The sequence below is a fragment of the Paenibacillus physcomitrellae genome (genome assembly GCF_002240225.1).
Classification (GTDB): domain Bacteria; phylum Bacillota; class Bacilli; order Paenibacillales; family Paenibacillaceae; genus Fontibacillus; species Fontibacillus physcomitrellae.
Window position 1 is genome coordinate 2,769,938 of the sequence record NZ_CP022584.1, and the last position, 25,433, is coordinate 2,795,370.

Here is a 25,433-nt window from a genome sequence, read left to right on the forward strand (position 1 = left end):
ACCTATTAGAAAGGAATGGCGCAGATTGGTGCACAAAGATTCCGGAAGACAAGCTTCCCTTTCCTTACATCTGTTAAACTTCTTCACCTACGGGATTGCTTCAATCTTTACGTCCTATCTTCAGCTGTATTATTTGTCCGTCGGACTGGACAAGCTCCAGATCGGAGAACTGCTGGCCGCCGGACCGCTGGTATCTGTAGCAGCCTATTCCTTCTGGAACTACTGCCGCAGCAAACAGCTCAGCACCCGAAATACGCTTATTCTGCTGCTGATTGGAATCCTGTTGTCCGTTCAGCTGCTGCTGTGGGTGGAAAGCTATCGCTGGGTCGTCTGGGGCAGTTTGATTTTATTTTTCTTCCTGTCTCCGTTATTAACCATAAGTCATACCTTTACACTTGAGAAGCTAGGGGAATCTTCATCCAAACTGAAAAAGAATTATCCCATAAGTCGATGGTGGTCCTCTCTTGGCTGGGCCATTCTCCCCTTCTCCTTAAGCTACTCGTTTAACGACGGCGTCTTTCACCGGCTGCCGATTATCATTAGCGTGACGCTGTTTGCCGCGGCGGCCATCGTCTTTGGTTTGTCCTTTCCGTCCTACAAGCAGCCGGATCCTACACCGCCGCTTACCGGCCGGGAAATATCCGGCGTGCTGCTCAATAAATATTTTATCGCGTTCCTGCTGCTCGGGATGCTCATCACGGTCCCCTTCTCGGTTAATCAGCTGTTTATGCCGCTGTTTATGACCGATTTGGGCGGCAGCATGCTGGATTTCGCCTTGGCGATTTTTGCCGCGACAATCCTTGAGGCCGCCGTATTCTATGGGCTGACCCGGTGGGTCAAAAAGCAGATGTCCCGGCTGCTGCTGGTTATAACCCTGGTGTCCTTATTGTCGGTCCTGCGATGGAATTTGATGGCCAGCGCTACCCTGCCTGTTCACGTTATTCTGATCGGACTGCTCAACGCCGTGACCCTGGGGGGATTCTTCCTCGTAGGTACCCGGATTACGTCCCTCTTCCTGCCTAAACCGTTCCGGTCGGCGGGGCAGACGTTGTGCGTCCTCTGCTGGAGCGGATTATCCGTGATCATTGCCGGGCTGATGGGCGGCTGGCTGTTCCAGAACTTCGGTTCTGTTATTTTATATAAAACGCTGGTCTCCATGGCTTTGTGCGGCACCATCGGATTGGGCCTGCTTTGGGCTTATATCCATCGCAAGGGCTACGCGCCAAGCAAATATTATTCATAATGGCCGGGCTTTTGTTATGCCACTGGATGCTCAGCCTTTATCCTCATAGAAGATATGACGGGCCGAGACCTGTCCACCATTAATCTCGAGCAGGCCAAAGGAATATTGCTTCTCCCGCCGTTTGTCCGTCGGGGAGCCCGGGTTAAACAGCAGCACCCCGTCTTCCGTTTGCAAATAAGGCTGATGGGAATGGCCGAACAGGATACAGGTCACCGAGTCTCCCTCAAAGGCCTTGCGGGCCTTCTGCGGTGTTGCAAGCCTTGACGAATAAGGTTCATGTCCATGAACAAGCCCTATTCGGACACCCTCAAAGGACAGGATCTTCTTCTCCCCGAAGCGTTCAATAATGTCGTACCCGTCATTGTTCCCGGCAATCCCGTCCACCGGGGCTAAAGCAGTCAACTGGTCATACACCTCAAGGCTTGTCCAATCGCCCAAGTGCAGAATATAGTCCACCTCTTTGAACGCCTCAGTCAGCTTGTCCGGCAGCTTCACCTTCCCTCCCCGCAGATGGGTATCCGATACGATGCCAATAATCATTATTTGTCCTCCTCTCTTAACTGTACAGCCTAATCAAATGGACCCAGGGCAGAACTACTTAACTCTAATTTCAAAAAAATCTGTATATGACCAAAAAACGCGGGATCTCTCACCCCGCGCTCCTTAGTCTGTCTGTCTATTCAGGTTCAAGCGTGTTCAAGCGTCTGACCTAACTCTAACTTTGACCTAACCTATCCGTTCCCTTCGGGTCCCGTCCCGCTCAAGCACAGTTTAGATCCGGTGAGCGATCCGGTATAAAGGCCGCCCCGATGGCGATGATCCCTTTTGCCCTGTCGGCGTAATCTCCCAAGGGACCGTAACCAGCCGGCCAAGCTCCTGAACCGCTTCATCGGTCAGCGGAACGTTCTCGGCGGATTCGCCGCCATCCTGATAATCCTTGCTGAGGATCAGGCCCCACTTGACCTCCAGCAGCGTCCGTACGCCGCCAATGGTGGCAAAATTAAAACGGTACCCCTCTTTCAAGGCCGCCAGAAGCATATCGGTCTGATTCGCGGCAAAATCGATCCAGCCCTCCCAGGTTCCCCGGCCCTCCGGCAAAGACGGCAGTGCCGCCCAGTTCTTCGTCTTCACAATGTCGATCAGTTCTTCGGCTGTCCGGCCAAGCGCTTTGGCCATTTCAGTCTTCAGTCCAACCGGCTGCGGCAATCGGATTTCCCGCATCTCCATCCCCCGTTCTCTGTCTATCTCTTATTGTTTGGGAAGCTGAAATGAGCTCTTCAGCGATACGATCCGGTTGAATACCGGGGCCCCCGGTTTGGAAACCTTAGGATCCACATTGAAATATCCATGACGGAAAAATTGGAACTTGTCATGCGGCTTGGCCTCGGCAAGCTCCGGTTCAACAAAACCTTTAACGATCTCCAGCGAATTCGGATTCACTTGATCCAGAAAGGTTTTGGCTTCTACCTTCGCCGTTTCTTCCCCGTCCAGCTCTTCTTCCTCATCCGCAGAGGAGATCAGCGGCTCGTACAGGCGGAATTCCGCCGGAACCGCGCTGGCGGCATCTACCCAGTGGATGGTGCCTTTTACTTTACGGCCGGTAAATCCGGTGCCGCTCTTCGTTTCCGGATCGTACGTGCAGTGGATCTCGACTACGTTGCCTTCAGCATCCTTGATCACATCGTTGCATTTGATGAAATAAGCGTGCTTCAAGCGGACTTCGTTGCCCGGGAACAACCGGAAATATTTGCTTGGCGGGTTCTCCATGAAGTCTTCGCGTTCAATGTAAATTTCACGGGAGAACGGAATTTCGCGGTTGCCCATCTCCGGATTCTCGGAGTTGTTCTCGGCCTCCAGCATCTCCGATTGACCCTCCGGATAATTGGTGATGACTACCTTCAGCGGATCAAGCACAGCCATGGTGCGCGGAGCTTTCATTTTCAAATCCTCGCGGATAAAATGCTCCAGCATCGCCAGATCAACCGTACCTTGCGCTTTGGAAATCCCCGCTTCAAATACAAAGTTCTTGATCGCTTCCGGGGTATAACCTCTGCGGCGCAGACCCGAAATCGTCGGCATCCGCGGATCGTCCCAGCCGTCCACATATCCTTCGTCAACGAGCAGCTTCAGCTTCCGTTTGCTGGTGACCATCGTTTCGACGTTCAAACGGCCGAATTCATATTGATGCGGCTCTGCCGACATTTCGGTCTCGGCGATCACCCAGTCATAGAAGGGACGTTGATCTTCAAATTCGATCGTACAAAGCGAGTGCGTTACGCCTTCGATCGCATCCTCCAGCGGATGGGCAAATGCATACATCGGATAGATGCACCAGGCATCGCCCGTATTATGATGTTTAGCGTGGGAAATCCGGTAAATGACCGGGTCGCGCAGGTTAATATTCGGGGACGTCATGTCGATCTTGGCGCGCAGCACCTTTTCCCCATTCTTGAATTCACCTGCTCTCATGCGGGTAAACAGATCCAGGTTCTCCTCAACCGAACGCTCACGGAACGCGCTGTTGCTGCCCGGCTCAGTAAGCGTACCGCGGGTTTCGCGGATTTGCTCAGCGGTTTGATCATCCACATAGGCTTTGCCCTTCTTGATCAGCAGCACCGCCCGGTTGTACATCTCTTCAAAATAATCGGACGCAAAATGGAGTTCTTCCCATTCAAAGCCCAGCCATTTTACATCTTCCTTAATAGAATTGACATATTCCACGTCTTCCTTCAATGGGTTCGTATCATCAAAGCGAAGATTAGTCCGGCCGCCGAATTCGTCTGCAAGCGTAAAATTCACCCAAATGGCCTTGGCATGGCCGATATGCAAATAACCGTTCGGTTCAGGCGGGAAACGGGTAATGACCTTGTTTACTTTCCCGCTCTTCAGGTCCTCGGTAATAATGTTCTTAATAAAGTTTGGAGGCGTTGTGCCGTGTGTCACGCGAATCAACCTTTCTATCCGAATAGGATCCGTTTCGTTTATATAAATATACCGATATCCGGGCAAGAGTTCAATGCCCCGGGCCTTTGACAGCACCCGTCCGAATGCCTTAGCATGGCATTATTCTTTATATTGAACTGATTCCCATTTAAATGCAGCAAGAAAGGAGTTGTTCCCATTATGCCCACCAAACCGGTCAAACTGCCCAAAGAACAACGCGATCAGATGATTCGCCTCATTCAGCAGTTCTTTGAGGAGGAACGGGGCGAAACGCTGGGAGACCTGGCGGCGGACGGCGTGCTTGATTTCTTTATGACCCGCATCGGGCCGTATGTCTACAATCAGGCGCTGGCGGATTGCCGCACCCTGGTCGGCCAGCGGATGGTCTCTCTGGAGGAGGATATTTATGCGCTGGAGCAGAAAGTGAAGCTCTCCCGCTAGTCCGCTCCCGCTAGTCTGCTCCTGTGTCCGTTCCAGCTAGTCTACTTACGTTTGTCTAATCGGGTCTTCTTCCCCAACAACGACGGGCAGGACGGCTTCCTCCCTCCGAGGAGGGCTGCTGTCCTGCCCGTTTGTTTGATTACGTGCCCCTGCTTATCGTGATCTCCCATCGTTCAGGAAACCGGGCACCACATCAAAATATCATCCACGTAACGGCCATCCAGCCAGAACTCCTCCGGCAGCACACCCTGCACCCGGAAGCTGCAGCGTTCATAGAAAGCTTTGGCCGCCTGGTTCGTGCTCAACACGCGGAGCGAAAGCTTCCGTACGCCGTCTGCTTTGGCTTGTTCCTTCATCGCTTCCATCAGCTTCATGCCGATGCCCCGGTGCTGAAACTCCGGATGAATCGCAATATTGATCTCATAAACATGGCGGTTGCTGGCCAAACCCGTCGGGTTGTCAAAGCCGATATAACCGACCAGCCGACTGCCCAAACAAGCCACCAGCTGATTGCCCGGCGGACACTGCTGCAAATACTGCTCTTTCGTCTTCTTGACCATAGGACCCGGCGTAATAGCCGGCGTCCATACCAGATCATCGATTTCCATCAGAGCCCCGGCATCGCGAAGCTCGGACAACCTGATTTCTATCTCTTCTGACACGCTTTAATCGCCTCCGATATCATAGGCAGGGGATTCTATGCTAACCTTCCCTCCTCCGCCAGCATTTCATTGCTTTAATTTATCTCATATAACGCCTTCCGGTCCCGGTTTATGGCCGCATGAACCGCAAAGCCGGCTATCGTCAGCACCGCAATAACAACAGCAAGCCAGGCCACCGGTGTCAGGCCTCCCCAGTCATACAGGACCCCCATCGCATAAGGTCCGATCACCCGTCCGGCAAAGCCCATCCCGCCAACAAGCCCCAGGTAAAAAGGAGCCGTCTTCCCGGTATGCTCCGAGATAAACGCAGGAATCGCAGGCGAAATCAGCATTTCGCCAAGCGTAGCCAGCACCATGGCGAAGGCCATGGCCGAATAGCTGTGGAAGACCAGGATGCAAATATACGCAAGCAGGTAGAAGACCCCGCTCGCCAGCATCTGCAGCTGCGGCGTTCCGGCGCACAGACGGCGAATCCAGGACACAAGCGGCTGCGCTGCAAAGATCAGTATGCCATTTAAAGTCCACAAAATGCTGTATTTCCATTCAGGCATTCCCATAGTGATCGTATAGGGCGACACGCCATTGTTCCAGATGCTGTTGGCCAGCCAAAGGAACAGCGATCCGATCCCCATGAACAAATAAACCCGGAAATCGCCCAGCAGCGACAGCGGCCTGTGACCACTGGTCGATTTTCTGCGTTTTCCTACCTTCAGATCGCCCTGCTCCCGCTCCACCCTTGTTAAATAAGCAAGGAAGAATACAGCAAACACCAGCGAGGTGACTCCGTTAGCCATAAAGCTCAAATGATAAGAAATTCGGGCCAGCACGCCGCTTATAGCCGTACCCAGCGCCACGCCGATATTGTTCGCCACGTAGACCACGTTAAACAGCTCGGCCCTTCTCTCCGTAAATCTGAATCCGATAAAAGCCTGAATGGCAGGCATGGACATCGCATTGGTGAAACCGATGACCAGCATAAGCCCCATAAAGACATACCAGTTCGCTGCCCCATAGGGAAGCATAAGCAGACCCGCCGCATTAAAAACAAGCGAACCGACAATCAGGCGTTTCACGCCCACCCGGTGGTAAAGCGCTCCGCCGAGGATCTGCCCTGCAATTCCGCCGATATTCTGCACCAGGATCACCAGTCCGGCATCCGTCATGCTGCGGCCCAGTTCCTTGAATATAAACATCGTGATCAGCGGCCACATCAGCGAACCGCCGGCGGAATTGATCAAGCTTGCCACAAGAAAGACTTTGACTTCCCGCGGGTAATTCTGTAACCATCTCATCTCTATAAAACTCCTACATTCATGTTGTCATCGTCTTCTTGTCGTTCCAGATGCCACTGTCATCCAGCTTTCAGTATGGAGGAATTGGCCGGCAGCGGCAAGCAAATAATCTTCCTGCTTCCATGGCTATTCCTTCAACCGTTCAACCTCTACCACCGTGGAGAAAAATGTGGCTCCGCCTCCCATATCCGCCAGCCGCCCGGAGGTCAGGGCGTTGACGCGCGTCCGCTTGCCGTCTTTGCCCCACCACAGCCCCTGGCTGACGACAGTCCCCGGCAGCATCCGCTCCGTAACGGAGGCTGCCGCTTCAAACTGCCCGCGGTCGTTGCGGATCACTACCGGATCTCCATCACGAATAGACCTCGCTTCCGCATCCTCAGGATGAATCTGCAGGATCGGCGCCTTCTCCAGCTTGGCCAGCTTCTCCACGTTGGCAAAGGTGGAATTCAGGAAGCTGTGGTTCGGCGGGCTGATAAACATCAGCGGATAAGGATCACCGCCGTCTGGACGCGGACGCCGGCGTCCATCAAATCCTTCTGTCAGCGGAATATAGGTTGGCAGAGCCGGCAGGCCGGCTTCTTCCATTTGCCGCGAATACAGCTCTATTTTTCCGGAGGGGGTGGTCAGCTGATCCAAATAAGGGCGATGCTCCAGCGGCTCCATGTTCAGCTTGACGAAGCGCTGTTCCTTCAGCTTGTCCAGCGTCATGCCGCGCAAATAAGGATTGGCAGCGTAATCCAGCGCCTGCCGGATCAGGTCCTCTTCCGTTTCCCGGAAAGCCGGTTCATCAAAACCCATGGCCTCGGCCAGCAGCTTAAACAGCTCGAAGTTGCTTTTGCTCTCCCCTTCGGCCGGGATGACCGGCTCCTGCAGCTGCATGTACAGATGCCAATAAGAGCCGTATAAATCCGTATTCTCGAAAGTTGAAGTCGCCGGCAGCACGATGTCCGCATATTTGGCCGTATCGGTTATAAACAGGTCATGTACAACCGTAAACAAGTCCTCCCTCATCAATCCTGCCAGCACCCGCTCCGTGTCAGGCGCTACAACCGCAGGGTTGGCGCAGTAGACAAACAAGGAGCGGAGCTTAGGCTCCAGCTCATGCAGCGCTTCACCGATCCGGACCATATTAACGGTCCTTGCCTGCGGATTGGTTCTTAATCCGGACTGCTCCAGCGCTTCCCCATTGATCGCACCGTAGGCCATATTTGATTTAAAGGCTCCACCGCCTTCCATCTTCCAGGCCCCGGTCAAAGCGGGCAGGCAGGCGATTGTTCGGACGGCCATGCCGCCGTTGTCATGATGCTGCAGCCCATTCCCGATATGAATATAGGCCGGAGAGGCTTCGGCATACATCTGAGCCAGCCTGACAATGTCTTCAGCAGGCACCCCCGTGATTTCGGCAGCACGCTCCGGAGTATAGGCTTTCACATGCTCGCGCAGCTCTTCGTGTCCTACCGTATATGACGAGAGGAACGCCTCATCCGTCCAGCCGCGGTCAAACAGCACGTGCATCAGACCAAGCGCCAGCGCCGCGTCGGTGCCGGGATGAACCGGAATGAACCAGTCGGCCCGTTCGCCGGTTTTATTGCGGTGGACGTCGATTACGATCAGCTTGGCACCCTGCTTGCGGGCTTTCTCGATCAGCATAAACTTGTGCATCGAAGTGCTGACGATATTTCCGCCCCACACGATGAACAGTTTGGCCTTCGCCGCAGCCTCGGGCGGGACACCGCCGCCAAAGCCCATCGTATAATTCCAGCCGACCGTTCCGGCCGAATTGCAGATGCTTCGCTGGAGTCTGGAAGCCCCCAGCCGGTTAAAGAAGCGGCGGTCCATGCCCTGCACACTCAAATAGCCCATATTTCCATAGAAGTTATAGGGCAGAATAGATTCAGCCCCATAGTCCCGGATCAGCCGGTGATACCTCTGCGCGATCTCCTGGAGAGCCTCTTCCCACGTGATCCGCTCAAACCGGCCTTCCCCTTTCCTGCCAACCCGTTTAAGCGGATATAAGATTCGCTCTTTATGATAAATGCGCTCCGTCATATTCCGGACTTTATTGCAGATGGCTCCGGCCGTAACGGGATGCTCCGGATTGCCTTCGACTTTTACGATTTTGCCGGCCCGCTTGTGGACAAGCAAACCGCAGGTATCCGGACAATCCAGCGGACATACGGCGGGAAATAGGCCGTCTTGCTGCTCCGCCATGAATGTGGAAGAGCGGTTCATCTTCTTCCCTGTTTCTGCTTGCATGAGCCTCTCTCCTCCGATCTGTCTATAAATCTATTATTGCTTGATCCGATTCGTGTTTCAATCTTAAATCGGCGGGGTAATAACAAGCTGGATAGCAAACCCGTGAATTTGTGACTTCCCCTTAAGCGATATTCATGGAATCTTTGTGCACCCGGCACAAGCAGGGACGATGCTGCGTCAGCAGCGCTGTTCCTGCTCTTTTTTTTTGCGCAGAAAAAAAACAACAAGCCTTGGCGCCTTTCGTACGCCAAAGCTTGCTGCTGTAAGAAGCCGGATTCATTCATAACTCCAGCTAATGTTCTATTTGCGTGCGCCGCCTTTGGAAGCTGCCTGTTTGGCAATCGGTTTACCCGCTACAGGAGCCTGCTTGAGGTAAGCCAGGTAATAAATCATCGCCACGAACAGGGCACCGCCGACCAGGTTGCCGAGCCAGACGGGAACAAAATTCCCGAAATATTGGCCCCAGGTGTAGTGGCCTTCAAAGATAGCGGCCGGGATCAGGAACATGTTGGCCACAACGTGCTGGAAGCCGATAGCGACAAACGCCATAACCGGGAACCAGACGGCCAGAATCTTGCCGCTGATATTGTCAGCCCCGTAGGAAGCCCAAATCGCAAGTGCAACCAGCCAGTTACAGCCGATACCGGAGAAAAAGGCCTGAACAAAGCTGTCATCCAGCTTATGACCTGCCATATCGACCAGTTTGTCCAAATAAACGCCGCTGTGCGTCAAACCCACTACATGGCCAAAAAAGTAGGCAATAAAAAGGGCACCTACAAAGTTGGAGAGCGTAATAAGAACCAAGTTGCCAATCAGTTCACTTGTACTGATCTTGCCGGCAAAGCGGGAAATCGGCACGGCCATCATATTGCCCGTGAGCAGCTCGGCACCCGCTACAACGACCAGAATCAGCCCTACCGGGAAAACCGCTGCTCCAATAAAGCTGGAAAGTCCGCCCCACTGCGCGGGCATTCCGGCAGTAACCCGGATATCAAGCAGAAAACCGAGCGAAATAAAAGCGCCACCGAGGAATCCCAATACCAGCATAGTCAGAAGGCTGAGACGAGCTTTCTTGATCCCGACATCTACAACAAGGTCGGCAATTTCATTTGGTTTGTAATAAGCCATAGCAAAATCTCCTTTTGTTTCCATCCTGGAAAATTTGATCTTATTGTACCTTTGACCGAACACCCACAAAATAATATTAATCACGGCACCGCTTACACGAAGCACAAAGCTCTTCATTCTTCCTGCAGCGGCGGGGAGCAGAGCTCTGAGGCTGCTTTATTGGCGGGATGAGATGTCTTGAGAACTTGTTCTGCCGCCCTTGATCCATCTGCCTCCAAGCCAGATCGCGAGCGTAAGCCAGCAGCCGCTGGCTATGTAACCGCCAAGGACGTCGCTTGGATAGTGTACACCTAGATAAATCCGGCTTAAACCGATTCCCGCGATTATCAGACCGTTGATGACCAGAAGTACAGATCGTCCGCCTTTAGAAGAAACATGCCTCCAGAGCAGATAAGCCAGTGAACCGTATAAAGCGAATGAAACCATAGAATGGCCGCTCGGGAAGCTGTAGCCTACTTCCTCGACAATACGATGCAAATCCGGGCGTTCTCGCTTGAACAGGGACTTGATCAATACGTTAAGAAGATAAGCGCCCAAACATACCCATACAAAGAAGATCAGTTCTCTGCGGTGTCCAAGCACAAAGTATAGGAATAGCATAATGACGACAATAAGGGTGATAACTACTTTCGTGGTTCCAATCCAGCTGAGCGCTTCCATGAAGCGGGTTAGGCCGGCAGTTTCCCAGCCCTGAACCTCCCCGATGATCGTCCGGTCAAAAGATACAATCCAGTCGCGCCGAATAGACAGCGCTAACACAACGAAGAGAATAGCACACAGAAGACTGATAAGGAATGCCAAAGATAAACCTTTTTTCAAATTCTCGTCCTTCATTTTCCTTAAACCTTTCTATCCCATGTAAACATACATTGTCCACTTTAACGCCATTTTAAAGCTGTGGCAACGAAAAAAATAAAAAGCAGTGCCGGCAAGGATCTTCTCCTGCCGAACACTGCCTGTAATTTATTGTGAGATTTAACGGGTAAGCTCCAGCGATGGAACCTCTGGCAGAGCCGCTAACCCCGCTGTATTAAGGAAGTTCCATGGTTTGTTGTAATGCGGCTGGAAGAAGAAATCGACAAACGCCAGCTCTTCCATGGTCATTTGATTCTGAATGCACACCGAAAGCGTATTGATCGACTGGGTCAGGTTCGCTTTCGACATGAGCTGGGCCCCGACAATTCGGCGGGAGGTTTTCTCGAAGACAACCTTCAGCATCACTTCCTCATGGGTCGGCATAAATTCTGGACGGTAATGCTCATGAATCAGTACGCTGTCAATATCCAGGCCTGCTTCCTGGGCCGCCAGCTCTGTAAGTCCTGTAGCTGCGATGTTATCTTCATAGATCTTGATGCCCGAGGTTCCTTGCGTACCCATGTAGGATACCGTAGGTTTGATCAGGTTCCGGGCAATCAGGGTTCCCATGCGGACAGCGTTGGTGGCCAGTGGAATGTAAGCATGTTGACGGGTCGGGTTGTAATAAACCGCGCAGCTGTCGCCGGCCGCATAAACATCCGGACAGCTGGTCTGCATGTAATTGTCCACGATGATGGCCCCGTTCTTCAGCATATCAACCTGGCCTTTGAGCAGTTCCGTGTTCGGACGGAAGCCGATGCACAAAATAACCAGGTCCGCCTCGTATTCGCCTTTGTCCGTAATGACCTTGCTTACTTTACCAGTGGCACCCTCAAAGCGCGTTACCTTCTCGCCGAGCGCCAGTTTGATGCCATGATGCTGCAGGGAAGCTTCAATTTTATCCGTGTAATCGGCGTCGAGGTATTTGCTCAAGATTCGTTCCTCGGCATCAATCAGCGTCACCTGCTTGCCGTTAAGCTGGAAGGCTTCCACAAGTTCAACCCCGATATAACCGGCCCCAACGACAACAATGCTGGAGGCCTGCTTCGATTTCTCGATGATCGTATTAGAGTGATTGAAGTTCTTGGAGAGCAAAATGTTGTCCAGATCGCCGCCTTCAAACTTCGGAACAATTGGCCAGGAACCAGTGGTCACAATCAGCTTGTCATAACTGTCCTGCAGCATTTCCCCTGTCTTCAAGTTGCGGGCGGTCAACGTTTTCCCCAACGTATCGATCTCCGTCACTTCATGCAGCATCCGGGTCTCCACCCCCAGCTCTTTGAGCTGTTCAGGCGAGGAATAAAATAATCCGGCCGGGTCCTTTACCATTCCGCCTACATAAAGCGCAATACCGCAGGATAGGAATGAAATATTGTCATTACGCTCATAAACGGTAATCTGAGCTTCCGGATACAATTTTGCCGCATTTACAATAGCCGCCGTGCCTGCATGAGTACATCCAATCACTGCAATTTTCATTGTTAACTTCCTCCTCAAATGTTGAAAATCTATAAGAAAGCGGGACATCCTGGATGATCCTGAATGATGGGAAATGAGCTCCACACCACTTGCAATTGACTTGTGAAAATGTTCACTTTGTTTATGAGTTTATTATAGTGTGACTTTTTTCACATATCAAGTGATTTTTTTCACTTTCATGTTTTGTTCACATTTGCACGACTCAAGTTTCAAGCACCGACTGGCTTTGATCCTGATTCCTGAATGTTAGATTTCCCTGTATCGGCGGCCTTCAATTCATGTAAAATTAGGTTATAAAAAGGAACGACTTCAAAGGAGGATTTCGCCTATGTCTGACTTGATTCGCTGGCTGTCTTACTTGGGTTATGCCCTGCTGGCCAGCGCCATTCTATTAAGTGGTTCGGCCGTCGGCGGCGATCGGATGCGTGCCAATCAGGCTTATGAAAGCATGAATGATCAGGCTGGAAAGGAACGAAGAAGCCGGCTGAAATGGTCGGGCTGGTTGTTCCTGGCCGGTGTGCTTGCGTTGGCTGCTGCCTTTATTTTGCATAGGGTCGTGGAATAAAAAAAGACCCTCACTGTAATAAACAGTTCGGGTCCTGCCTTTAATTCAAAATGACGTTTTGTTTAAGAGCATTCACAATCTCGTCGCTGACCAAAGTCAATCTCCAAATCGCAATTCCCTTGAGGTCATAGCGCTTGGCTAAACCAACCGGTCCTCTTAAGGACTGGGCATTTTCGCTGCCGAGAGAAATACCCAGCACCAGCTTGCTCTTGTCGACCTGCTGCAGCGCCAGCTTAATCGCGGTATCAATACTGCCCAGCGGTTCAGGTCCGGGCTCCTGTTTGAAATCGTAAGCCATAATGATCAATTCATCCGCATAAGAACCCAGCGTTTTATAATCATAACCTTTATAAGAGCCGTTTAACGGATGCAGGGCCAGAGACAGCCTCAGACCGGCCTGCCGGGCCGCTGCCGATGCATCCTTCACGAAGGTGTTTAAGGATTGTTGTACTGCCTGTGCGTCGCCTGTAAGGCCCAGTCCTTCAAAGTCCAAAGTAATACCGGTAAAATGTTTGCCGGATGCCAGGCTCACTATATCCGATATTGCCGCTGCACGCAGCGTTGGATCGCCAAGCAGCCGGGTCAATTCTCCTGCACCATCCGTACCGACCACCAGAAGCTGGGCATCCTGTCCAGCTGCCTCTGCTCCCTCAACCAGCGATTCCGGCGTAATGTCACCGGCGGCCTCAGGCCAGTAATAATCTTTCCCCTCTAGGGTCAATCTGCCATCTTCGCCGATCCGGGCCCAGCCGAAGGAAACGCCGTCGAACAGCGGCATATAGCTGCGTTTGGCGAATGAATTCAGAGCGTAAAAGACCGAGGTATCCATATCCTCCGCAGGAGACTGGATCGACACCGTCTTCGTAGCGCCGTTCCAGCTTACTGCTGCTCCGAATTGGCTGCTGAAGAAGCTAAGCGGGACAAGCACGCTGCCGTTCTGGGCATAAGGCGCAACGGCCAGCGTTACCGCTTTGCCATCCACCGTGGCCTGTTTGCTTCCCTGTTTGAGAACCACTTTGCGGGTGCCTCCGCCGCTCATGGCTTTAGTGGCCGTAACCGTCCGCGCTTTGGCGTCCCATTGGACCGTTATATGCAAAGCTTCTGCAACGGCTCGGAACGGAACCATGGTCGTTCCCGACTTGACCGCAGGCGGAGCGGGAAAAGGCAGACTGTACCCATCCAGCAAAATAGCAGGCACAGCGGCCGTCTGGGCCGCCGCGGCAGCGGCTGACGGGGCGTTTCCATAAGGCAAAGCGATGCCGGCGACAAGAAGCGCGGCAGCTACAGACGATATGAAATATGGCTTGATTTGGCGAGACTTCAACGTAAAGAACACTCCCCTTTTCTCCAAAGTCTATCAAACTATAAACCTATCATGACTAGTAAACGATTAATAGATTAGCTCCCCCTAGTATACTTAATTCAGGATCGAATTCCAAATTAAGTATCTTTACTGCAAAACAAAAAACGCAGTCTCTCACAAGGAGAAACTGCGTTAAACTGCTCGATTGTTAAAGTTTAGCGGAATGCCGCTGTCAATTGGGCCGCCGGGACAATGTCCTTCTCGGCTGCTTTCACACGGGCCGAAGGTTTACGGCCGCATAAGCCATAAGGCAGGCAAAGAGGAACGCCGGTCCGCGGATCCAGAATGATATCCGCCTCGATTCCAAATACCTCCTGCAGCACTTCAGACGTCATAACTTCAGTAGGCGCACCTTCTGCTACCGCTTTGCCGGATTTAATGGCAATCATGTGCTGGGCATAACGGGAAGCGTGATTCAGATCATGCACAACCATAACGATCGTCCGGTTCTGCTCCGCATTCAGCTCTTCGAGCAATTCCAGCACTTCGAGCTGGTGCGCCATATCCAGGAAAGTCGTTGGCTCGTCAAGGAACAGGATTCCTGTCTCCTGGGCAAGAGCCATGGCGATCCAGGCACGCTGGCGCTGACCGCCGGAAAGCTGCTCGATCGGACGCTCCGCAAAATCGGACATGGCCGTAACTTCAATGGCCCACTCAATCACGCGGCGGTCCTCAGCGCTCATGCTGCCGAAGCCTTTCTGGTAAGGGAAGCGGCCGTAGGATACCAGTTCATAAACGGTCAAGCCGTCCGGAGCGGTCGGGTTCTGCGGCAGAATAGCCAGCTGCTTCGCTACCTCGCGTGTGGACTGCTTATGTATCGATTTGCCGTTGAGCAGTACACTTCCGTTCTTAGGTCCGTGAATCCGGGCCATGGTCTTCAAGATCGTAGACTTGCCGGAACCGTTGGCTCCTACAAGTGCTGTGATTTTACCGTCAGGAATCTTGATATTCAAATCCTCAACGATCAACCGCTCCTCATAAGCGATATCCAAACGAGCCGTTTGCAAAGATACCATGGCCATAACTTCCTTTCCCCTGATAAATAATATATGAACATCCGATTAAGTCCGTTGATAATGATTATCATTTTATATGTATAACCATACTGATAATCATTATCAGTGTCAATACATTTTTGCGATTTGATGATGATTTTATGAAGATTTGATGATTTCCCGCTCAACGGAGAGTCTTCAAACGACCCAGGTTCAGTCAAATAAAAAAACCTCCGGATCAGGAAAAAGCTTTCCTGTCATCCGAAGGTTGTCCCTGCGAAGGCTGTTCTGTAAGCTATTCGAATTTGCTTAAGATTTAGCCATGCCTACCAGCATATGTGCCAGAGCATGCTGCTGCTCCTTGTTGCCTGCATTCCAAAGCTCGCGCAGCAGCTTCTCTTCGGCGTTGCGGGGCTCCTCCTGCTTCGCCAGATAACCGGCCACTTTCTCGGCAGCCACGGCAATGGCTTCCTCGTTTAAGCCGATGTTCTGCGCGAGCTCTATTCTTTTTCGCAAATAGGATTTAAATTCGTTAAAGCTGTTCAGGATTTCATCCTTACGCTCTTCATCGATCCGGTTCAGCGCATCGTCCACCTTGTTCAGCGCCAATTCGCCTTCCTTATTCACTACATGATTATGTTCAGACACGGCTATCCCTCCTTGAGTATGAAACATCAGGGAGCCAGGCACCCTGAAGCCGGGTGCGGCTCCATATGTTCCTTACCCTGCATCGAGGCCGCGTAAACTGAAGAACGTTCAAGAGCGAAGGTCCGGTGAATGTTTGAGCGGTTAACGTTTGAGCGGTAACGTTGAGCCGTAACGTTTCCGGACCAGAAAATCAGATCAAACCAGATCGAATCAGGTCATACCAAGCCAGGTCAGATTAAATCTTTGACGTCAGTTCCCAAATGGCCGGGCCGGAGACGCTCTCAACCACATGGCTGCCGTCAAAACATTCAATGGTCGCCATCCCGGTGAACCGGATGTACACCCCATCCAAACGGATCACTTTCGCGAGCAGCTGCAGCGGTTTGGATAAGGATGCCGAAGCCTGATGAAATTCAATGTCCCTCTCCCGCTGGTAAGTGACCCGGTAATGCTGCCGACCATCGTTGTAATCATAAAGGAGGCGATTATAGAAGGTCTGCCCTGTTTGGGAATCGGTATAGGGATCCTCCTCCCAAAAATGCAGGAAGCTCACCGCATCGTCGGCAATGATCTCCCCGTCTTTGGCGAGCATAAAGATCGGGAACTTGTTGTCACCGAACTTCTTCTCTCCGCTGATATAGGAAGAGATGGTTTGATATCTGCCTATCTTGGCTCTGCCCCAATACCAGTGCCGGATGATGCTCATCATGGAAATGTTGCCCCAGTTGTGATCATGATAGCCTGTGCCGGTATAGGTCAAAGTTTTGCCTTCTACCTTCACCTCCGCTTCGACGCGTCCTTCCGGAACGGAAGGCAGCCAGGCGAAATAATGCTGCTCCTGATCGCCGAAGTAGAAGTATCCGGTTTCCGGACGCCAGGACGGAACGTTGCCGGCCAGCCGGACATTGGCTTCAATCTTTCCATTGTTGAACCGGATATGGTATTCATGCAAATCCCCTTCGAAAAGGCAGTCCTCGATCTTCACACGGCAGTGATCCACAGCGGCTTCAAAGCTTGAGAAAGGCATCTCCATCGTTTCGGAGAATTCCTGTCCGTCAGCCGTATGCAGCGCAAACGTAACCTGCGGCGTCGGTCCCTTCTTGGGCGCCAGCGTCCATTTGTTCGAATAGAACACAATGACCAGCGTTGAGCCGTCATCCATCTGCGAATCGAAATACCACCATTCGTAGGTTCCTTTGACGTCCTTAGTCCGGTAACCATCTTCCCAAGGTTTGATGTCATTCTTCCGAATCCCTAAACGTTTATAATGCTCGGGGGTAGACCCCATTGTGGAATGTCCTTTGGTTGTCATGACAGCGCCGGCCCCTTTCGTTTGCTTCACTATCCCCTTAATATGCGCCTCTTTCACAGTTGCATTCTATCAATTCCGGATTTATATTAGTTGTAATATTCTCATAATATTTGTAATTATCTCAAAGAATAATTTATATACTCTAAGGCCAATCCAATCGGAGGAAACCAAATGGCAGCCAAAACCGCAGACTGGGAAATCAAAAAAATGAAAATGTCCGGTTATCATCATCTTTCCCGTGAATTTGAATTATATTGCGTCGATCTCGTCCTTAAAGGTGATCTGGATTTCCTTGACTATTTGACGCCGGACACGATCAACACTTACCCGCTGGCCGAGGATTCCTTTCGTTCCCTCAAGAACAACGTCATCTGTGTCGTTACAGTAGTCTGCCGGGCTGTAGCCGATGTAGGCGTTGAACCTGAAAAATGTTTTGCGCTGAGCGATTACTATATCAATAAGCTGGAGAAACAGACCACGCCGCTGGCCGTCTGCCGCCTGACGGTCGATTTGATCCGCCATTACTCTCAGCTGGTGAAGGAGGAGCGGCTGAAATCCTACTCCCTGCCGATCGTCCGGGCGATCCAGTACATCCACAGCCACCTGTTTGAGCCCTGCCGGGTCAAAGACATTGCGCTTGCGCTGAATCTTCATCCCAATTACCTGTCTACCCTGTTCAAAACGGAAGTCGGCCTCCCGCTCACCCAATACGTGAAAAGCATCAAGCTCGAAGAAGCGCGCAAGCTGCTGCTGAACAGCGAATATTCCATCACGGAAATTTCGGAAATGCTCGGCTACAGCAGTTTGTCTTATTTCTCGAAAGATTTTCAGAAGGCTTATGCGTGCAGTCCGCGAAAATATGTGGCCTCCACCATCTGGAATCTGAAGGAGCCTGACAGCAACAATCTCGTTGCCAGCCGGTACGGCCAGCTTTCGGCGGAGAAGATCCGCAATATTTTGAAGGAAGAAACGTTAAAGTCTAAACGCTGAAGGACAATCAATCCTGAAACTCTCAAGCGATAGTTGAAACAATGAACCGGGCGGTTTATGACGGCTGACCAAGCCGGGAGCGGGACCACCCGGTCTTTTTTTTGCGTGCAGCAACAAAATCAATGCAGCAAATTTAATATTTTCTCGACAGCATCGTCTCCGCCGCCTCTCGGCTGAGCAGCTTCTGGTTCACCTTGGACATGATCTGTACATCGCGGTCACGCAGCTTGTAGCCGAACAAGAGGATAAAGAACGAGACAATCAGCCCCGCAGCCGGAAGAATCGATACGAGAATCCACAGCGTATCCAGCACGGCCGGTGGCTGAACCGCGTCCGCCCCGTCGACAAAACCGCTTAATCCCAAAATGAACATGCCCAAGGCCGCCGAGAGAGCGCCCAGCGCTTTGGCCGTAAACGTTTGCAAAGATACTGTGACTGCCGTGCTGTCTTCCCCTGTTTTGTACCGGCCGTATTCCGCACAATCGACCACAAACAGGATCATAAACGAGCTGGTATACGTGACCGCCACAATGCGGATCGTAGACAACACCATATACAAAGTGAAATTGGAATAACCCGCCAAATACATCACGATGCTCGACACTACGCCGACTGCCGTGGCGACCATATATAAATCGAATTTATCCACCTTTTTGATGATGGCCGGTACCAGCGCGCAGAATACGGCGGCAAACAGCATGGGAACCGTCATCGTGATCGAAATCATCTCCGGCCCGCCCAGACAATAAATCGCAAAATAACCGTTCACCGTCAGAATCGTGTTGGTGATATTGGCGACCATAAATGCCAGGCAGAACACCAGCAAATATTTGTTCCTGCCCACTGCCTTTAACAGGGCTAACAAGGAAGGCGCCTCTTCCGTGACCGGATGGCGTTCCTTGGCCACCCGTCCTAGCGGCGTCATGACCGCAAAGGACAGCACGGTAAAGATGAAGACGCCCCAGAACCAGCCTGTCTTCGGATAAGCCAGGGGAAACAGGGAAGCGATGATCGCGGTGCCGATCAAGGAGAACAGCCTGCCGCGCGACAGAATCGTGTTGCGTTCCGTCACGCTGCCGGTCATCACCGTGACCAGAGAGAAATAGGGAACATCACACAAGGTGTAGCACATGCCCCAGATAATATAAAGTCCGGCGGCCAGCAGGATCTTGACCCATAGATCCAGTGATGCTGGCACGGCAAACAGCAGGATCGTAAGCCCCGCGATCAGAAACGTGGATATCCGCAGCCAAGGGGTATATTTGCCTGTCTTCCACTTGCTTTTGTTCACGATAATCCCGAAGAAGGGATCATAAACGGCATCCAGCACCCGGGCGATCAGCAGGATCGTCCCTACGGTAGCTGCCGGAATAGCGATGTCAGTCATATAGATCTGCAGAAAGCTGGTAAGTATCATGTAGATCATAATTTGTCCGAACGAATAACCGTAATAAGAAAAACGCTCCCGCTGTGTAGTCTCCATATGGAACCCCCTATTATACGAACTTATAAATCATCCAAGTGAAGAAGTTGATCGGCTTCAGGCGGAACGCCATCCGGCGAAACGCATCGCTAAACGCATTCCCTTTGCTGGTCACATTAGCCAGCGTCTTGATGCTGATCTGCCGCTTCAGCTGCTCAGCCTTCGTACCCGGCTTAACAGGGAACGTTAGCGTAATGCTTCTGCCAGTCTCCAGATCAAAGAAATTGTCCGACAGCGGAGCGTCCTGGCCTTCAATTTCAACCCGTACGCTGCGGGCAAACGTATCCGTCTGCAAAGTCAGCTCGGCTGTCTCACCCTTAACGGTAAGCGTCTGGCGGATCTGCGGCTTCTGCAGCCGGGCTTTCTTATCCGGCACCAGCAGCCGGATCTGCTCAAACCGCGTCTGGCCTTCCTGGTCCGTCAGCGTCAAGGACAGCAGCAGATCGCTACGGCTGCGCGGGCCGACAATCTCGGCAAAATCCAGGTCAAGCAGCTTGACCGCTGCGGCTGGTCCAGCCTGGGCAGTAGCTGTAGAGGAGGCGATCACCTGGCCGCTGAAATCAGCGATTTTCCATTGAAGCGTTCCAGTAAAGCTCTCCGCATAGTCGTTGATGACATAAATCTCCGCTTTGTCCTTCCGCATATGGGCGGATACGCAAAGCATGGCGTTGAAATGTCTGGCCTTATACTGCAGCGCCTTATACTGCTTCTCATAATCAATGCCAGACCAGGATGCGGTCGGCCAGCAGTCGTTATACTGCCAATACAGCGCACCGTTGCAGCGGCCTGTGCTGCGCCGCCAGCCTTCGGTCGCCATCTGCACGGCCTCTGCCTGAATCAGCTGCGAAAGATAAGTAAAGTCCTCGAAATTCGCCGGGTTCCGGTACTTGGAAAGGATATAGAACAGCATCTTCTCATTCCCTGCCTGGGACTTCTGATGCGCTTTCATAACCGGGTCCGAAATGGACGGTTCCTTCGCATCCGTAAAGCTGCGGATCGTCCGCATGCTAGGCATGGACTCCAGTCCGAACTCGGAACAGAAGCGGGCAGGCAGCTCGCCCAAATATTCGATCGGCTTCATGCCGTGCCACACCTGCCATAGGTGGCTGTCGCCTTTATTCAGCAGTCCGGCTTTATCTTTCGGGCCTCCGGAGCTTGGGGAACCCGGCCAATATGGCGTAACGGGATCAAGCTGCTTCATCCAGGCCGGCAGCTGCTCGAAGAAGAAACGTTTGTGCACGGCTACGGATTTCTTTTTCATCAGCAGATAGAAAGGCTCCACCTCGTTATTGCCGCACCACAAGGCCAAACTGGCATGGTCGCGCAGCCGCCGTACCTGATCTTCGACCTCGGCCTTCACGCTGTCCATAAATTCCGGATCGGACATCGGATACTCGTTGCAGGCAAATCCAAAATCCTGCCAGACCAGAATGCCGTACCGGTCACAAAGGTCATAAAACAAATCAGACTCGTAATAGCCGCCGCCCCATACACGCAGCATGTTCATGTTGGCCGTCCTGGCGCTTTGAATGTAGAACTCCAAATCCTCCGGCGACGTACGAGTCACAAAGCTGTCGGAAGGAATCCAGTCCGCCCCTTTGGCGAAGATCGGCACACCATTGACGACAAACCGGAAGTTATTCCCGTAAGCATCCGCTGATGTGTCCAGCCGAATCGTCCGCAGGCCGATCGTCCGCTTCCAGCTGCTTACCTTCTCGTTCACATGCCCCTCCGCTGTGCTAATACGTACCTCCAGCTCATACAAAGGCTGCTCGCCCAGTCCGTTGCTCCACCACAGCTGCGGGTCTTCCACGGTCAATACAGCGTCAATCCGATTCTCGGTCGTAGTGCCTCCGATCTGCCGGGTCGAACCGTCCGGTGAGGTCAGCTCGATTTCATACACGAGCGGCTGCCTCCGGCTCACCTCCGAAAGCCGCTCCAGACCGGCGTAGATTTGCAAATCGACTTTGCCGTTATGATGAAGCTGATTTACCCGAACCTCCTCCAGACGAGCGGCCGTTTCGCCGCTAATGCCAATTTTCCCGCTCACGCCTACAGGCGGCAGATTGGGACCCCAATCCCATCCGAAATGATATTGCGGTTTGCGGACATAGGAAGCGATTTCACCAAAGGACATATGAAATAGAGGCATTTCCTTCTTCATTCTCCGGATATAAGGAAGCGGGCTTGTGAACTCGATTTCGATGATGTTATCACCCTCGGTCAAATAAGGTTTGACATCAAAACGATAGTCCCGATGTGCATTGCTGCAATTGCCGATCTGCCGGTCATTCAGGGTAATCACCCCAAATGTATCGATGCCCGAGATCTCCAAAGTCACCTTGTCGCAGGCCAGCAGCCCGCTGTACACGTTAAAATGACGGGCATACACATAATCCTCTTCGGCAATTTGGGTCGCCTGTTTCTCATTCATCCCCCAGAAGGGATCTTGAATGGCGCCGCACGCCAGTAAATCGAGATAATTGCTGCCTGGAAGCTGGCCCGGATACTGCCTTTGCGTGCTTCGTCCGGTCAAGGTCCAACTGCCCCCAAGGTCCAAGTAACTGATCATAACGTTTCTCTCCTCTGCCTGGTTTTGCACTGATTAATTAGCTGCATTGTAACAATGAAAAATGCAGAGGATTTGTAATTTTCTCAGAAATTTTGTATTTACATCATGAGGAATAAACGGAGGCCATAAAAATAGCCGCACATCCGGGGCTGATGCCCGAATGTACGGCTAATGCGGTGGCTTAATGACTTCAATACGGAAGCCCTTCTAGCCAGCGCAGCTTATGGCGGAAGCCGGTTTATTTGCTGACCGGAATCGCATTGTAATATTCCTCAAGGGTGATGCCGCGCTCGGTCACTTCCTGAGCGATGTCCTTGCCGACATAACGAATATGCCATGGCTCATATTTGTAGCCGGTAATGTCTTCCTTGCCTTCCGGGTAGCGGAGAATAAATCCGTATTCAGCCGCATGTTTGGCAATCCATTCTGCCTCCGGCGTTCCACCAAAGCAGTCTTCGGCCGCACATTTACCGTCGCTGCCTGAAACGTCGATGGCAAGTCCCGTTTCATGCTCGCTGTAGCCCGGATAAGCACTATACGTTCTGGCTTTCTCTTCGCCGTCTCTCTTCACATAATTCTCAAAAACGACCTTTTGCCGTTCATAAGAACGGTAAGCCGAAACGCCGGCCAGATAAATGCCGTCCTTTTTGGCCCCGGCAAACATTTCCTCAAGCGCATCTGCAGCTACCTTGCGCATTTTACGTTTCTCGATTTTCTCTTTGAACGTAAAAGGCACATCCGGATAAACAAGATCCTTAGGTTCAAAATTGTCAGGAAGGCCAAACTGTTTATTGACCAATACAGCGATGCTGTCCGGATTGGCAACCACGGATTGATCGGCACCCTGACCGGAGTCTACAACCGGTTGATGAGGCTGGCCGGAACCGGTCACCTCGGAAGCGTCCGGACTGGCCACACCCGAATCCACCGTACCGGAATTTCCAGCACCCGAATTTCCAGTGCCAGAATTTTCAGTACCGTCACCGCTGTTACTACCTGCGGAAGAGTCGGATTCCGGCGCGCCTGCATTCGAATCGCTTTGAGCCGCAGCCCCTTCCGTATCGGTACCCGCATCATTGCCAGAAGCCGTCGCAGGCTCCAAAATTCCTGTCCCATTGGTTGACGTATCCCCGCCTGCAGCGTCGTTGTTCCCGCCGCCGCATGCAGTTAACAAAACAGCTCCCAGCAGCAGCACCGCCGCAGCGGCTGTCCCCTTTTTGAATCCCGTTGATTTCATCGTTGTGTTCCTCCTCCAAGCGTAAACGGTTGATCTTATATCTATCTGCAGCTGACTCTCCCGATGCTGAGCCTGTAGAGTTACAGAGCTCGGCATGTCCGTTAAACCTTACAGATGATCCTTTAAACCAAACGCAGCAGCTTAGCAAAAAGTTTCGGTGAGCCAAGCAACGGAGTACCTCTCCGCACAAATTTGTGCCAGAGTCGGTGTTCCGTACTGGCCACGGCGCTTTGGGCTAGCGCGGCTATTGGCCTGCCGCTAGCCGCTTAGCGCTGGCGGCCACCTCCGCGGCCGCCAGAAGACGGCCCGCGGCCTCCCTTGGAGCCGCCGCGGGAATCCTGCCGTCCGCCGCGCCCGCCGGCGGACGGTCTGCCCTCGCCGCCGCGCTTGCCGCCGCTGCGGCTGCCGTTTGCGCCGGCACCGCTGCCACGGCCGGCGCCTGCACCCTGGCGGCCCGCCCCGCGGCGGCCGCCCGGCTTCGCGGAGCGACCTCCAGAGCCGCCTTTGCCCTGGCGGCTCTCGGCGCGTGCTCCGCGCCCGGTTTCACCGGCTTGGCCCGCCTGGCTGGCCGTGCCGGCTTTCTCCACGAGGCCGGATGAGGCCTCGTAGCGCTGGCGCGGAATGCGCAGGCCGAGGAAGCGCTCAATATCGCGCAGCTCCGGCAGATCCTTCGGCGCCACAAAAGTAACCGCCAAGCCTTTGCCTCCGGCACGGCCTGTCCGGCCGATCCGGTGCACATAATATTCCACTTCCTGCGGAATATCGTAGTTGTAGACATGAGTTACACCTTCAACATCAATCCCGCGGGCGGCCACATCGGTCGCCACCAAAAGCTGCAGCTTCGCGCTGCGGAAAGCGCGCATAACCTGTTCGCGTTTGGCCTGGGACAAATCACCGTGCAGCTCGTCCGAGGCGTAGCCTTTCTCCTGCAGCGCTTCGTTCAGCGTCTTCGCCCGGCGTTTCGTCCGGCAGAAGATCACCGCCAGATAAGGGCGGTCCCGTTCAATCATCGACACCAGCGCATCCTGCTTCGAGCGGTCTGTACACTCGACCGCCAGCTGCCGGATGTTGTCCAGCGGAATGTCCGAATCCGAAGAGATCCGGATGTCGCGCGGACTGTTCATCATATTTTTGGCCAATCGCCGTACGCCGTCCGGCATCGTTGCCGAGAACAGCATGCTTTGCCGTCTGCGCGGAATAGAGCGGATGATCGCTTCCACTTCCTGCAGGAATCCCATATGCAGCATCTGGTCGGCTTCGTCCAGCACCAGCATGTTCACACCGCCCAGGGACAAGGACTCCCGGCGCATATGATCCAGCAGCCGGCCCGGCGTGCCGATGACCAGATGGCTGCCGCCCTCCAGCTTGCGGAGCTGGCGCTCTACATCCTGTCCGCCGTACGCGGCCAGCATCTGCAGCCCCGGCTTAGCCGCGGCGAGCTTGCGCGCTTCGGCCGTAACCTGGATTGCCAGCTCGCGGGTTGGCAGAATGACAAGCGCTTGCGGATGATTTTTACGCAGATCGATTTTCTCTATGATCGGAAGCAGAAAAGCGAGCGTCTTGCCCGTACCTGTCTGCGCCTGGGCAATCACGTCCTCCCCGGCAAGCAGCACAGGCAGCGCCTGTTCCTGAACCGGAGTCGGAACCACGATTCCCTGCTTCTTCAATATTTCATTCATTTCGGGCGAAAGCCCAAATTGCTCAAATGTCGCCAATACGTTCACCTCATTGTGGACTGGACCTTCAGGCCCGTACGGACATTGTAACAAGGAATGACTTAAATCTAAAGCTAAGAAGCCTGATGTTCAAGAATCCTGGTACACGATGTGTAGAGGAATGCATTAAAATCGTAACCCCGGCCGTCCCATCCTACTTTAACCGGTTCATGTTTCTATTTGTGGTCAGACTTGTATCCAGCTTGTAAACTTTTTTCGGAATGCCGGTTCCGTGCAGCAAAAAAAGCCCGTCC

21 protein-coding genes are annotated in these 25,433 nt (G+C 52.8%); 4 read left to right on the forward strand and 17 right to left on the reverse strand.

All coding sequences use genetic code 11. The features are described from left to right. Positions 1–28: 28 nt before the first annotated feature. The gene (locus CBE73_RS12610; protein ID WP_229752706.1) at positions 29–1,243 is read left to right on the forward strand and encodes an MFS transporter; all 1,215 of its coding nucleotides are present in this window, start codon (positions 29–31) and stop codon (positions 1,241–1,243) included. A gap of 30 nt (positions 1,244–1,273) precedes the next feature. Here the strand turns inward: CBE73_RS12610 and CBE73_RS12615 are convergent, their stop codons facing one another. The 3 genes from CBE73_RS12615 to CBE73_RS12625 form a co-directional block, all read right to left on the reverse strand. Further along, a complete protein-coding gene (locus CBE73_RS12615) occupies positions 1,274–1,783 on the reverse strand; it encodes a metallophosphoesterase family protein (RefSeq protein ID WP_094094507.1) in 510 nt (169 codons plus the stop codon). A 231-nt stretch (positions 1,784–2,014) separates the two neighbouring features. Beyond that, the gene (locus CBE73_RS12620) at positions 2,015–2,464 is read right to left on the reverse strand and encodes a hypothetical protein (RefSeq protein ID WP_094094508.1); all 450 of its coding nucleotides are present in this window, start codon (positions 2,462–2,464) and stop codon (positions 2,015–2,017) included. A gap of 27 nt (positions 2,465–2,491) precedes the next feature. Then, positions 2,492–4,204: a glutamine--tRNA ligase/YqeY domain fusion protein gene (locus CBE73_RS12625; RefSeq protein ID WP_174704812.1), complete on the reverse strand. Its 1,713-nt coding sequence runs from the start codon at positions 4,202–4,204 to the stop codon at positions 2,492–2,494. Between the two features lie 162 nt (positions 4,205–4,366). Between CBE73_RS12625 and CBE73_RS12630 the strand changes: the two genes are divergently transcribed. Beyond that, entirely contained in the window at positions 4,367–4,627 is a 261-nt protein-coding gene (locus CBE73_RS12630) for a DUF2164 domain-containing protein (RefSeq protein ID WP_094094510.1), read from the forward strand. 173 nt (positions 4,628–4,800) lie between these two features. Here CBE73_RS12630 and CBE73_RS12635 read toward each other — a convergent pair whose 3' ends face one another. From CBE73_RS12635 to CBE73_RS12660, 6 genes are all read right to left on the reverse strand, one after another. Then, a complete protein-coding gene (locus tag CBE73_RS12635; RefSeq protein ID WP_094096293.1) occupies positions 4,801–5,235 on the reverse strand; it encodes a GNAT family N-acetyltransferase in 435 nt (144 codons plus the stop codon). Between the two features lie 128 nt (positions 5,236–5,363). Beyond that, entirely contained in the window at positions 5,364–6,581 is a 1,218-nt protein-coding gene (locus CBE73_RS12640) for an MFS transporter (protein ID WP_094094511.1), read from the reverse strand. A 126-nt stretch (positions 6,582–6,707) separates the two neighbouring features. Next, on the reverse strand, positions 6,708–8,792 hold the full coding sequence (locus CBE73_RS12645) for a molybdopterin-containing oxidoreductase family protein (RefSeq protein ID WP_094096294.1): 2,085 nt from the start codon (positions 8,790–8,792) through the stop codon (positions 6,708–6,710). A 345-nt stretch (positions 8,793–9,137) separates the two neighbouring features. Beyond that, positions 9,138–9,965: a formate/nitrite transporter family protein gene (locus tag CBE73_RS12650; RefSeq protein ID WP_094096295.1), complete on the reverse strand. Its 828-nt coding sequence runs from the start codon at positions 9,963–9,965 to the stop codon at positions 9,138–9,140. Positions 9,966–10,121: 156 nt separating this feature from the next. Next, positions 10,122–10,799 carry a phosphatase PAP2 family protein gene (locus CBE73_RS12655; protein ID WP_094094512.1) on the reverse strand — a complete coding sequence of 226 codons (678 nt, stop codon included), beginning with the start codon at positions 10,797–10,799 and terminating at the stop codon, positions 10,122–10,124. Between the two features lie 141 nt (positions 10,800–10,940). After that, positions 10,941–12,299 carry an FAD-dependent oxidoreductase gene (locus CBE73_RS12660; protein ID WP_094094513.1) on the reverse strand — a complete coding sequence of 453 codons (1,359 nt, stop codon included), beginning with the start codon at positions 12,297–12,299 and terminating at the stop codon, positions 10,941–10,943. Positions 12,300–12,627: 328 nt separating this feature from the next. On the opposite strand from CBE73_RS12660, the gene CBE73_RS12665 reads away from it, so the two are divergent. Further along, a complete protein-coding gene (locus CBE73_RS12665; RefSeq protein ID WP_094094514.1) occupies positions 12,628–12,864 on the forward strand; it encodes a DUF5316 family protein in 237 nt (78 codons plus the stop codon). Between the two features lie 40 nt (positions 12,865–12,904). Here the strand turns inward: CBE73_RS12665 and CBE73_RS12670 are convergent, their stop codons facing one another. The 4 genes from CBE73_RS12670 to CBE73_RS12685 form a co-directional block, all read right to left on the reverse strand. Further along, positions 12,905–14,188 (reverse strand): stalk domain-containing protein, encoded by a 1,284-nt coding sequence (locus tag CBE73_RS12670; RefSeq protein ID WP_229752699.1) that lies wholly within the window; start codon positions 14,186–14,188, stop codon positions 12,905–12,907. Positions 14,189–14,382: 194 nt separating this feature from the next. Continuing rightward, positions 14,383–15,243: an ABC transporter ATP-binding protein gene (locus CBE73_RS12675; protein WP_094094515.1), complete on the reverse strand. Its 861-nt coding sequence runs from the start codon at positions 15,241–15,243 to the stop codon at positions 14,383–14,385. A gap of 288 nt (positions 15,244–15,531) precedes the next feature. Further along, complete coding sequence (locus CBE73_RS12680) at positions 15,532–15,870, reverse strand: DUF3243 domain-containing protein (RefSeq protein WP_094094516.1); 339 nt, start codon at positions 15,868–15,870, stop codon at positions 15,532–15,534. Between the two features lie 235 nt (positions 15,871–16,105). Next, a complete protein-coding gene (locus CBE73_RS12685) occupies positions 16,106–17,212 on the reverse strand; it encodes a lipocalin-like domain-containing protein (protein WP_094094517.1) in 1,107 nt (368 codons plus the stop codon). Positions 17,213–17,353: 141 nt separating this feature from the next. Between CBE73_RS12685 and CBE73_RS12690 the strand changes: the two genes are divergently transcribed. Further along, positions 17,354–18,172, forward strand: a complete 819-nt coding sequence (locus CBE73_RS12690) for a helix-turn-helix transcriptional regulator (protein WP_094094518.1) — start codon at positions 17,354–17,356, stop codon at positions 18,170–18,172. Between the two features lie 133 nt (positions 18,173–18,305). Here the strand turns inward: CBE73_RS12690 and CBE73_RS12695 are convergent, their stop codons facing one another. The 4 genes from CBE73_RS12695 to CBE73_RS12710 form a co-directional block, all read right to left on the reverse strand. Beyond that, positions 18,306–19,655, reverse strand: coding sequence for an MFS transporter (locus CBE73_RS12695; RefSeq protein WP_094094519.1), 1,350 nt, complete (start codon positions 19,653–19,655; stop codon positions 18,306–18,308). Between the two features lie 13 nt (positions 19,656–19,668). Continuing rightward, positions 19,669–22,227: a beta-mannosidase gene (locus tag CBE73_RS12700; RefSeq protein WP_094094520.1), complete on the reverse strand. Its 2,559-nt coding sequence runs from the start codon at positions 22,225–22,227 to the stop codon at positions 19,669–19,671. A gap of 238 nt (positions 22,228–22,465) precedes the next feature. Beyond that, on the reverse strand, positions 22,466–23,464 hold the full coding sequence (locus tag CBE73_RS12705; protein ID WP_094094521.1) for a M15 family metallopeptidase: 999 nt from the start codon (positions 23,462–23,464) through the stop codon (positions 22,466–22,468). A 266-nt stretch (positions 23,465–23,730) separates the two neighbouring features. Then, a complete protein-coding gene (locus tag CBE73_RS12710) occupies positions 23,731–25,179 on the reverse strand; it encodes a DEAD/DEAH box helicase (RefSeq protein WP_373286380.1) in 1,449 nt (482 codons plus the stop codon). Positions 25,180–25,433: the final 254 nt, after the last annotated feature.

What these genes read in the sequence shown, in the direction of transcription:
- CBE73_RS12615 (WP_094094507.1), bottom strand. Translation starts at nt 1,783, where the DNA reads ATGATTATTGGCATCGTATCGGATACCCATCTGCGGGGAGGGAAGGTG.
- CBE73_RS12620 (WP_094094508.1), bottom strand. Translation starts at nt 2,464, where the DNA reads ATGCGGGAAATCCGATTGCCGCAGCCGGTTGGACTGAAGACTGAAATG.
- CBE73_RS12630 (WP_094094510.1), top strand. Translation starts at nt 4,367, where the DNA reads ATGCCCACCAAACCGGTCAAACTGCCCAAAGAACAACGCGATCAGATG.
- CBE73_RS12635 (WP_094096293.1), bottom strand. Translation starts at nt 5,235, where the DNA reads ATGGAAATCGATGATCTGGTATGGACGCCGGCTATTACGCCGGGTCCT.
- CBE73_RS12640 (WP_094094511.1), bottom strand. Translation starts at nt 6,581, where the DNA reads ATGAGATGGTTACAGAATTACCCGCGGGAAGTCAAAGTCTTTCTTGTG.
- CBE73_RS12645 (WP_094096294.1), bottom strand. Translation starts at nt 8,792, where the DNA reads ATGGCGGAGCAGCAAGACGGCCTATTTCCCGCCGTATGTCCGCTGGAT.
- CBE73_RS12650 (WP_094096295.1), bottom strand. Translation starts at nt 9,965, where the DNA reads ATGGCTTATTACAAACCAAATGAAATTGCCGACCTTGTTGTAGATGTC.
- CBE73_RS12655 (WP_094094512.1), bottom strand. Translation starts at nt 10,799, where the DNA reads ATGAAGGACGAGAATTTGAAAAAAGGTTTATCTTTGGCATTCCTTATC.
- CBE73_RS12660 (WP_094094513.1), bottom strand. Translation starts at nt 12,299, where the DNA reads ATGAAAATTGCAGTGATTGGATGTACTCATGCAGGCACGGCGGCTATT.
- CBE73_RS12665 (WP_094094514.1), top strand. Translation starts at nt 12,628, where the DNA reads ATGTCTGACTTGATTCGCTGGCTGTCTTACTTGGGTTATGCCCTGCTG.
- CBE73_RS12675 (WP_094094515.1), bottom strand. Translation starts at nt 15,243, where the DNA reads ATGGTATCTTTGCAAACGGCTCGTTTGGATATCGCTTATGAGGAGCGG.
- CBE73_RS12690 (WP_094094518.1), top strand. Translation starts at nt 17,354, where the DNA reads ATGGCAGCCAAAACCGCAGACTGGGAAATCAAAAAAATGAAAATGTCC.
- CBE73_RS12695 (WP_094094519.1), bottom strand. Translation starts at nt 19,655, where the DNA reads ATGGAGACTACACAGCGGGAGCGTTTTTCTTATTACGGTTATTCGTTC.
- CBE73_RS12700 (WP_094094520.1), bottom strand. Translation starts at nt 22,227, where the DNA reads ATGATCAGTTACTTGGACCTTGGGGGCAGTTGGACCTTGACCGGACGA.
- CBE73_RS12705 (WP_094094521.1), bottom strand. Translation starts at nt 23,464, where the DNA reads ATGAAATCAACGGGATTCAAAAAGGGGACAGCCGCTGCGGCGGTGCTG.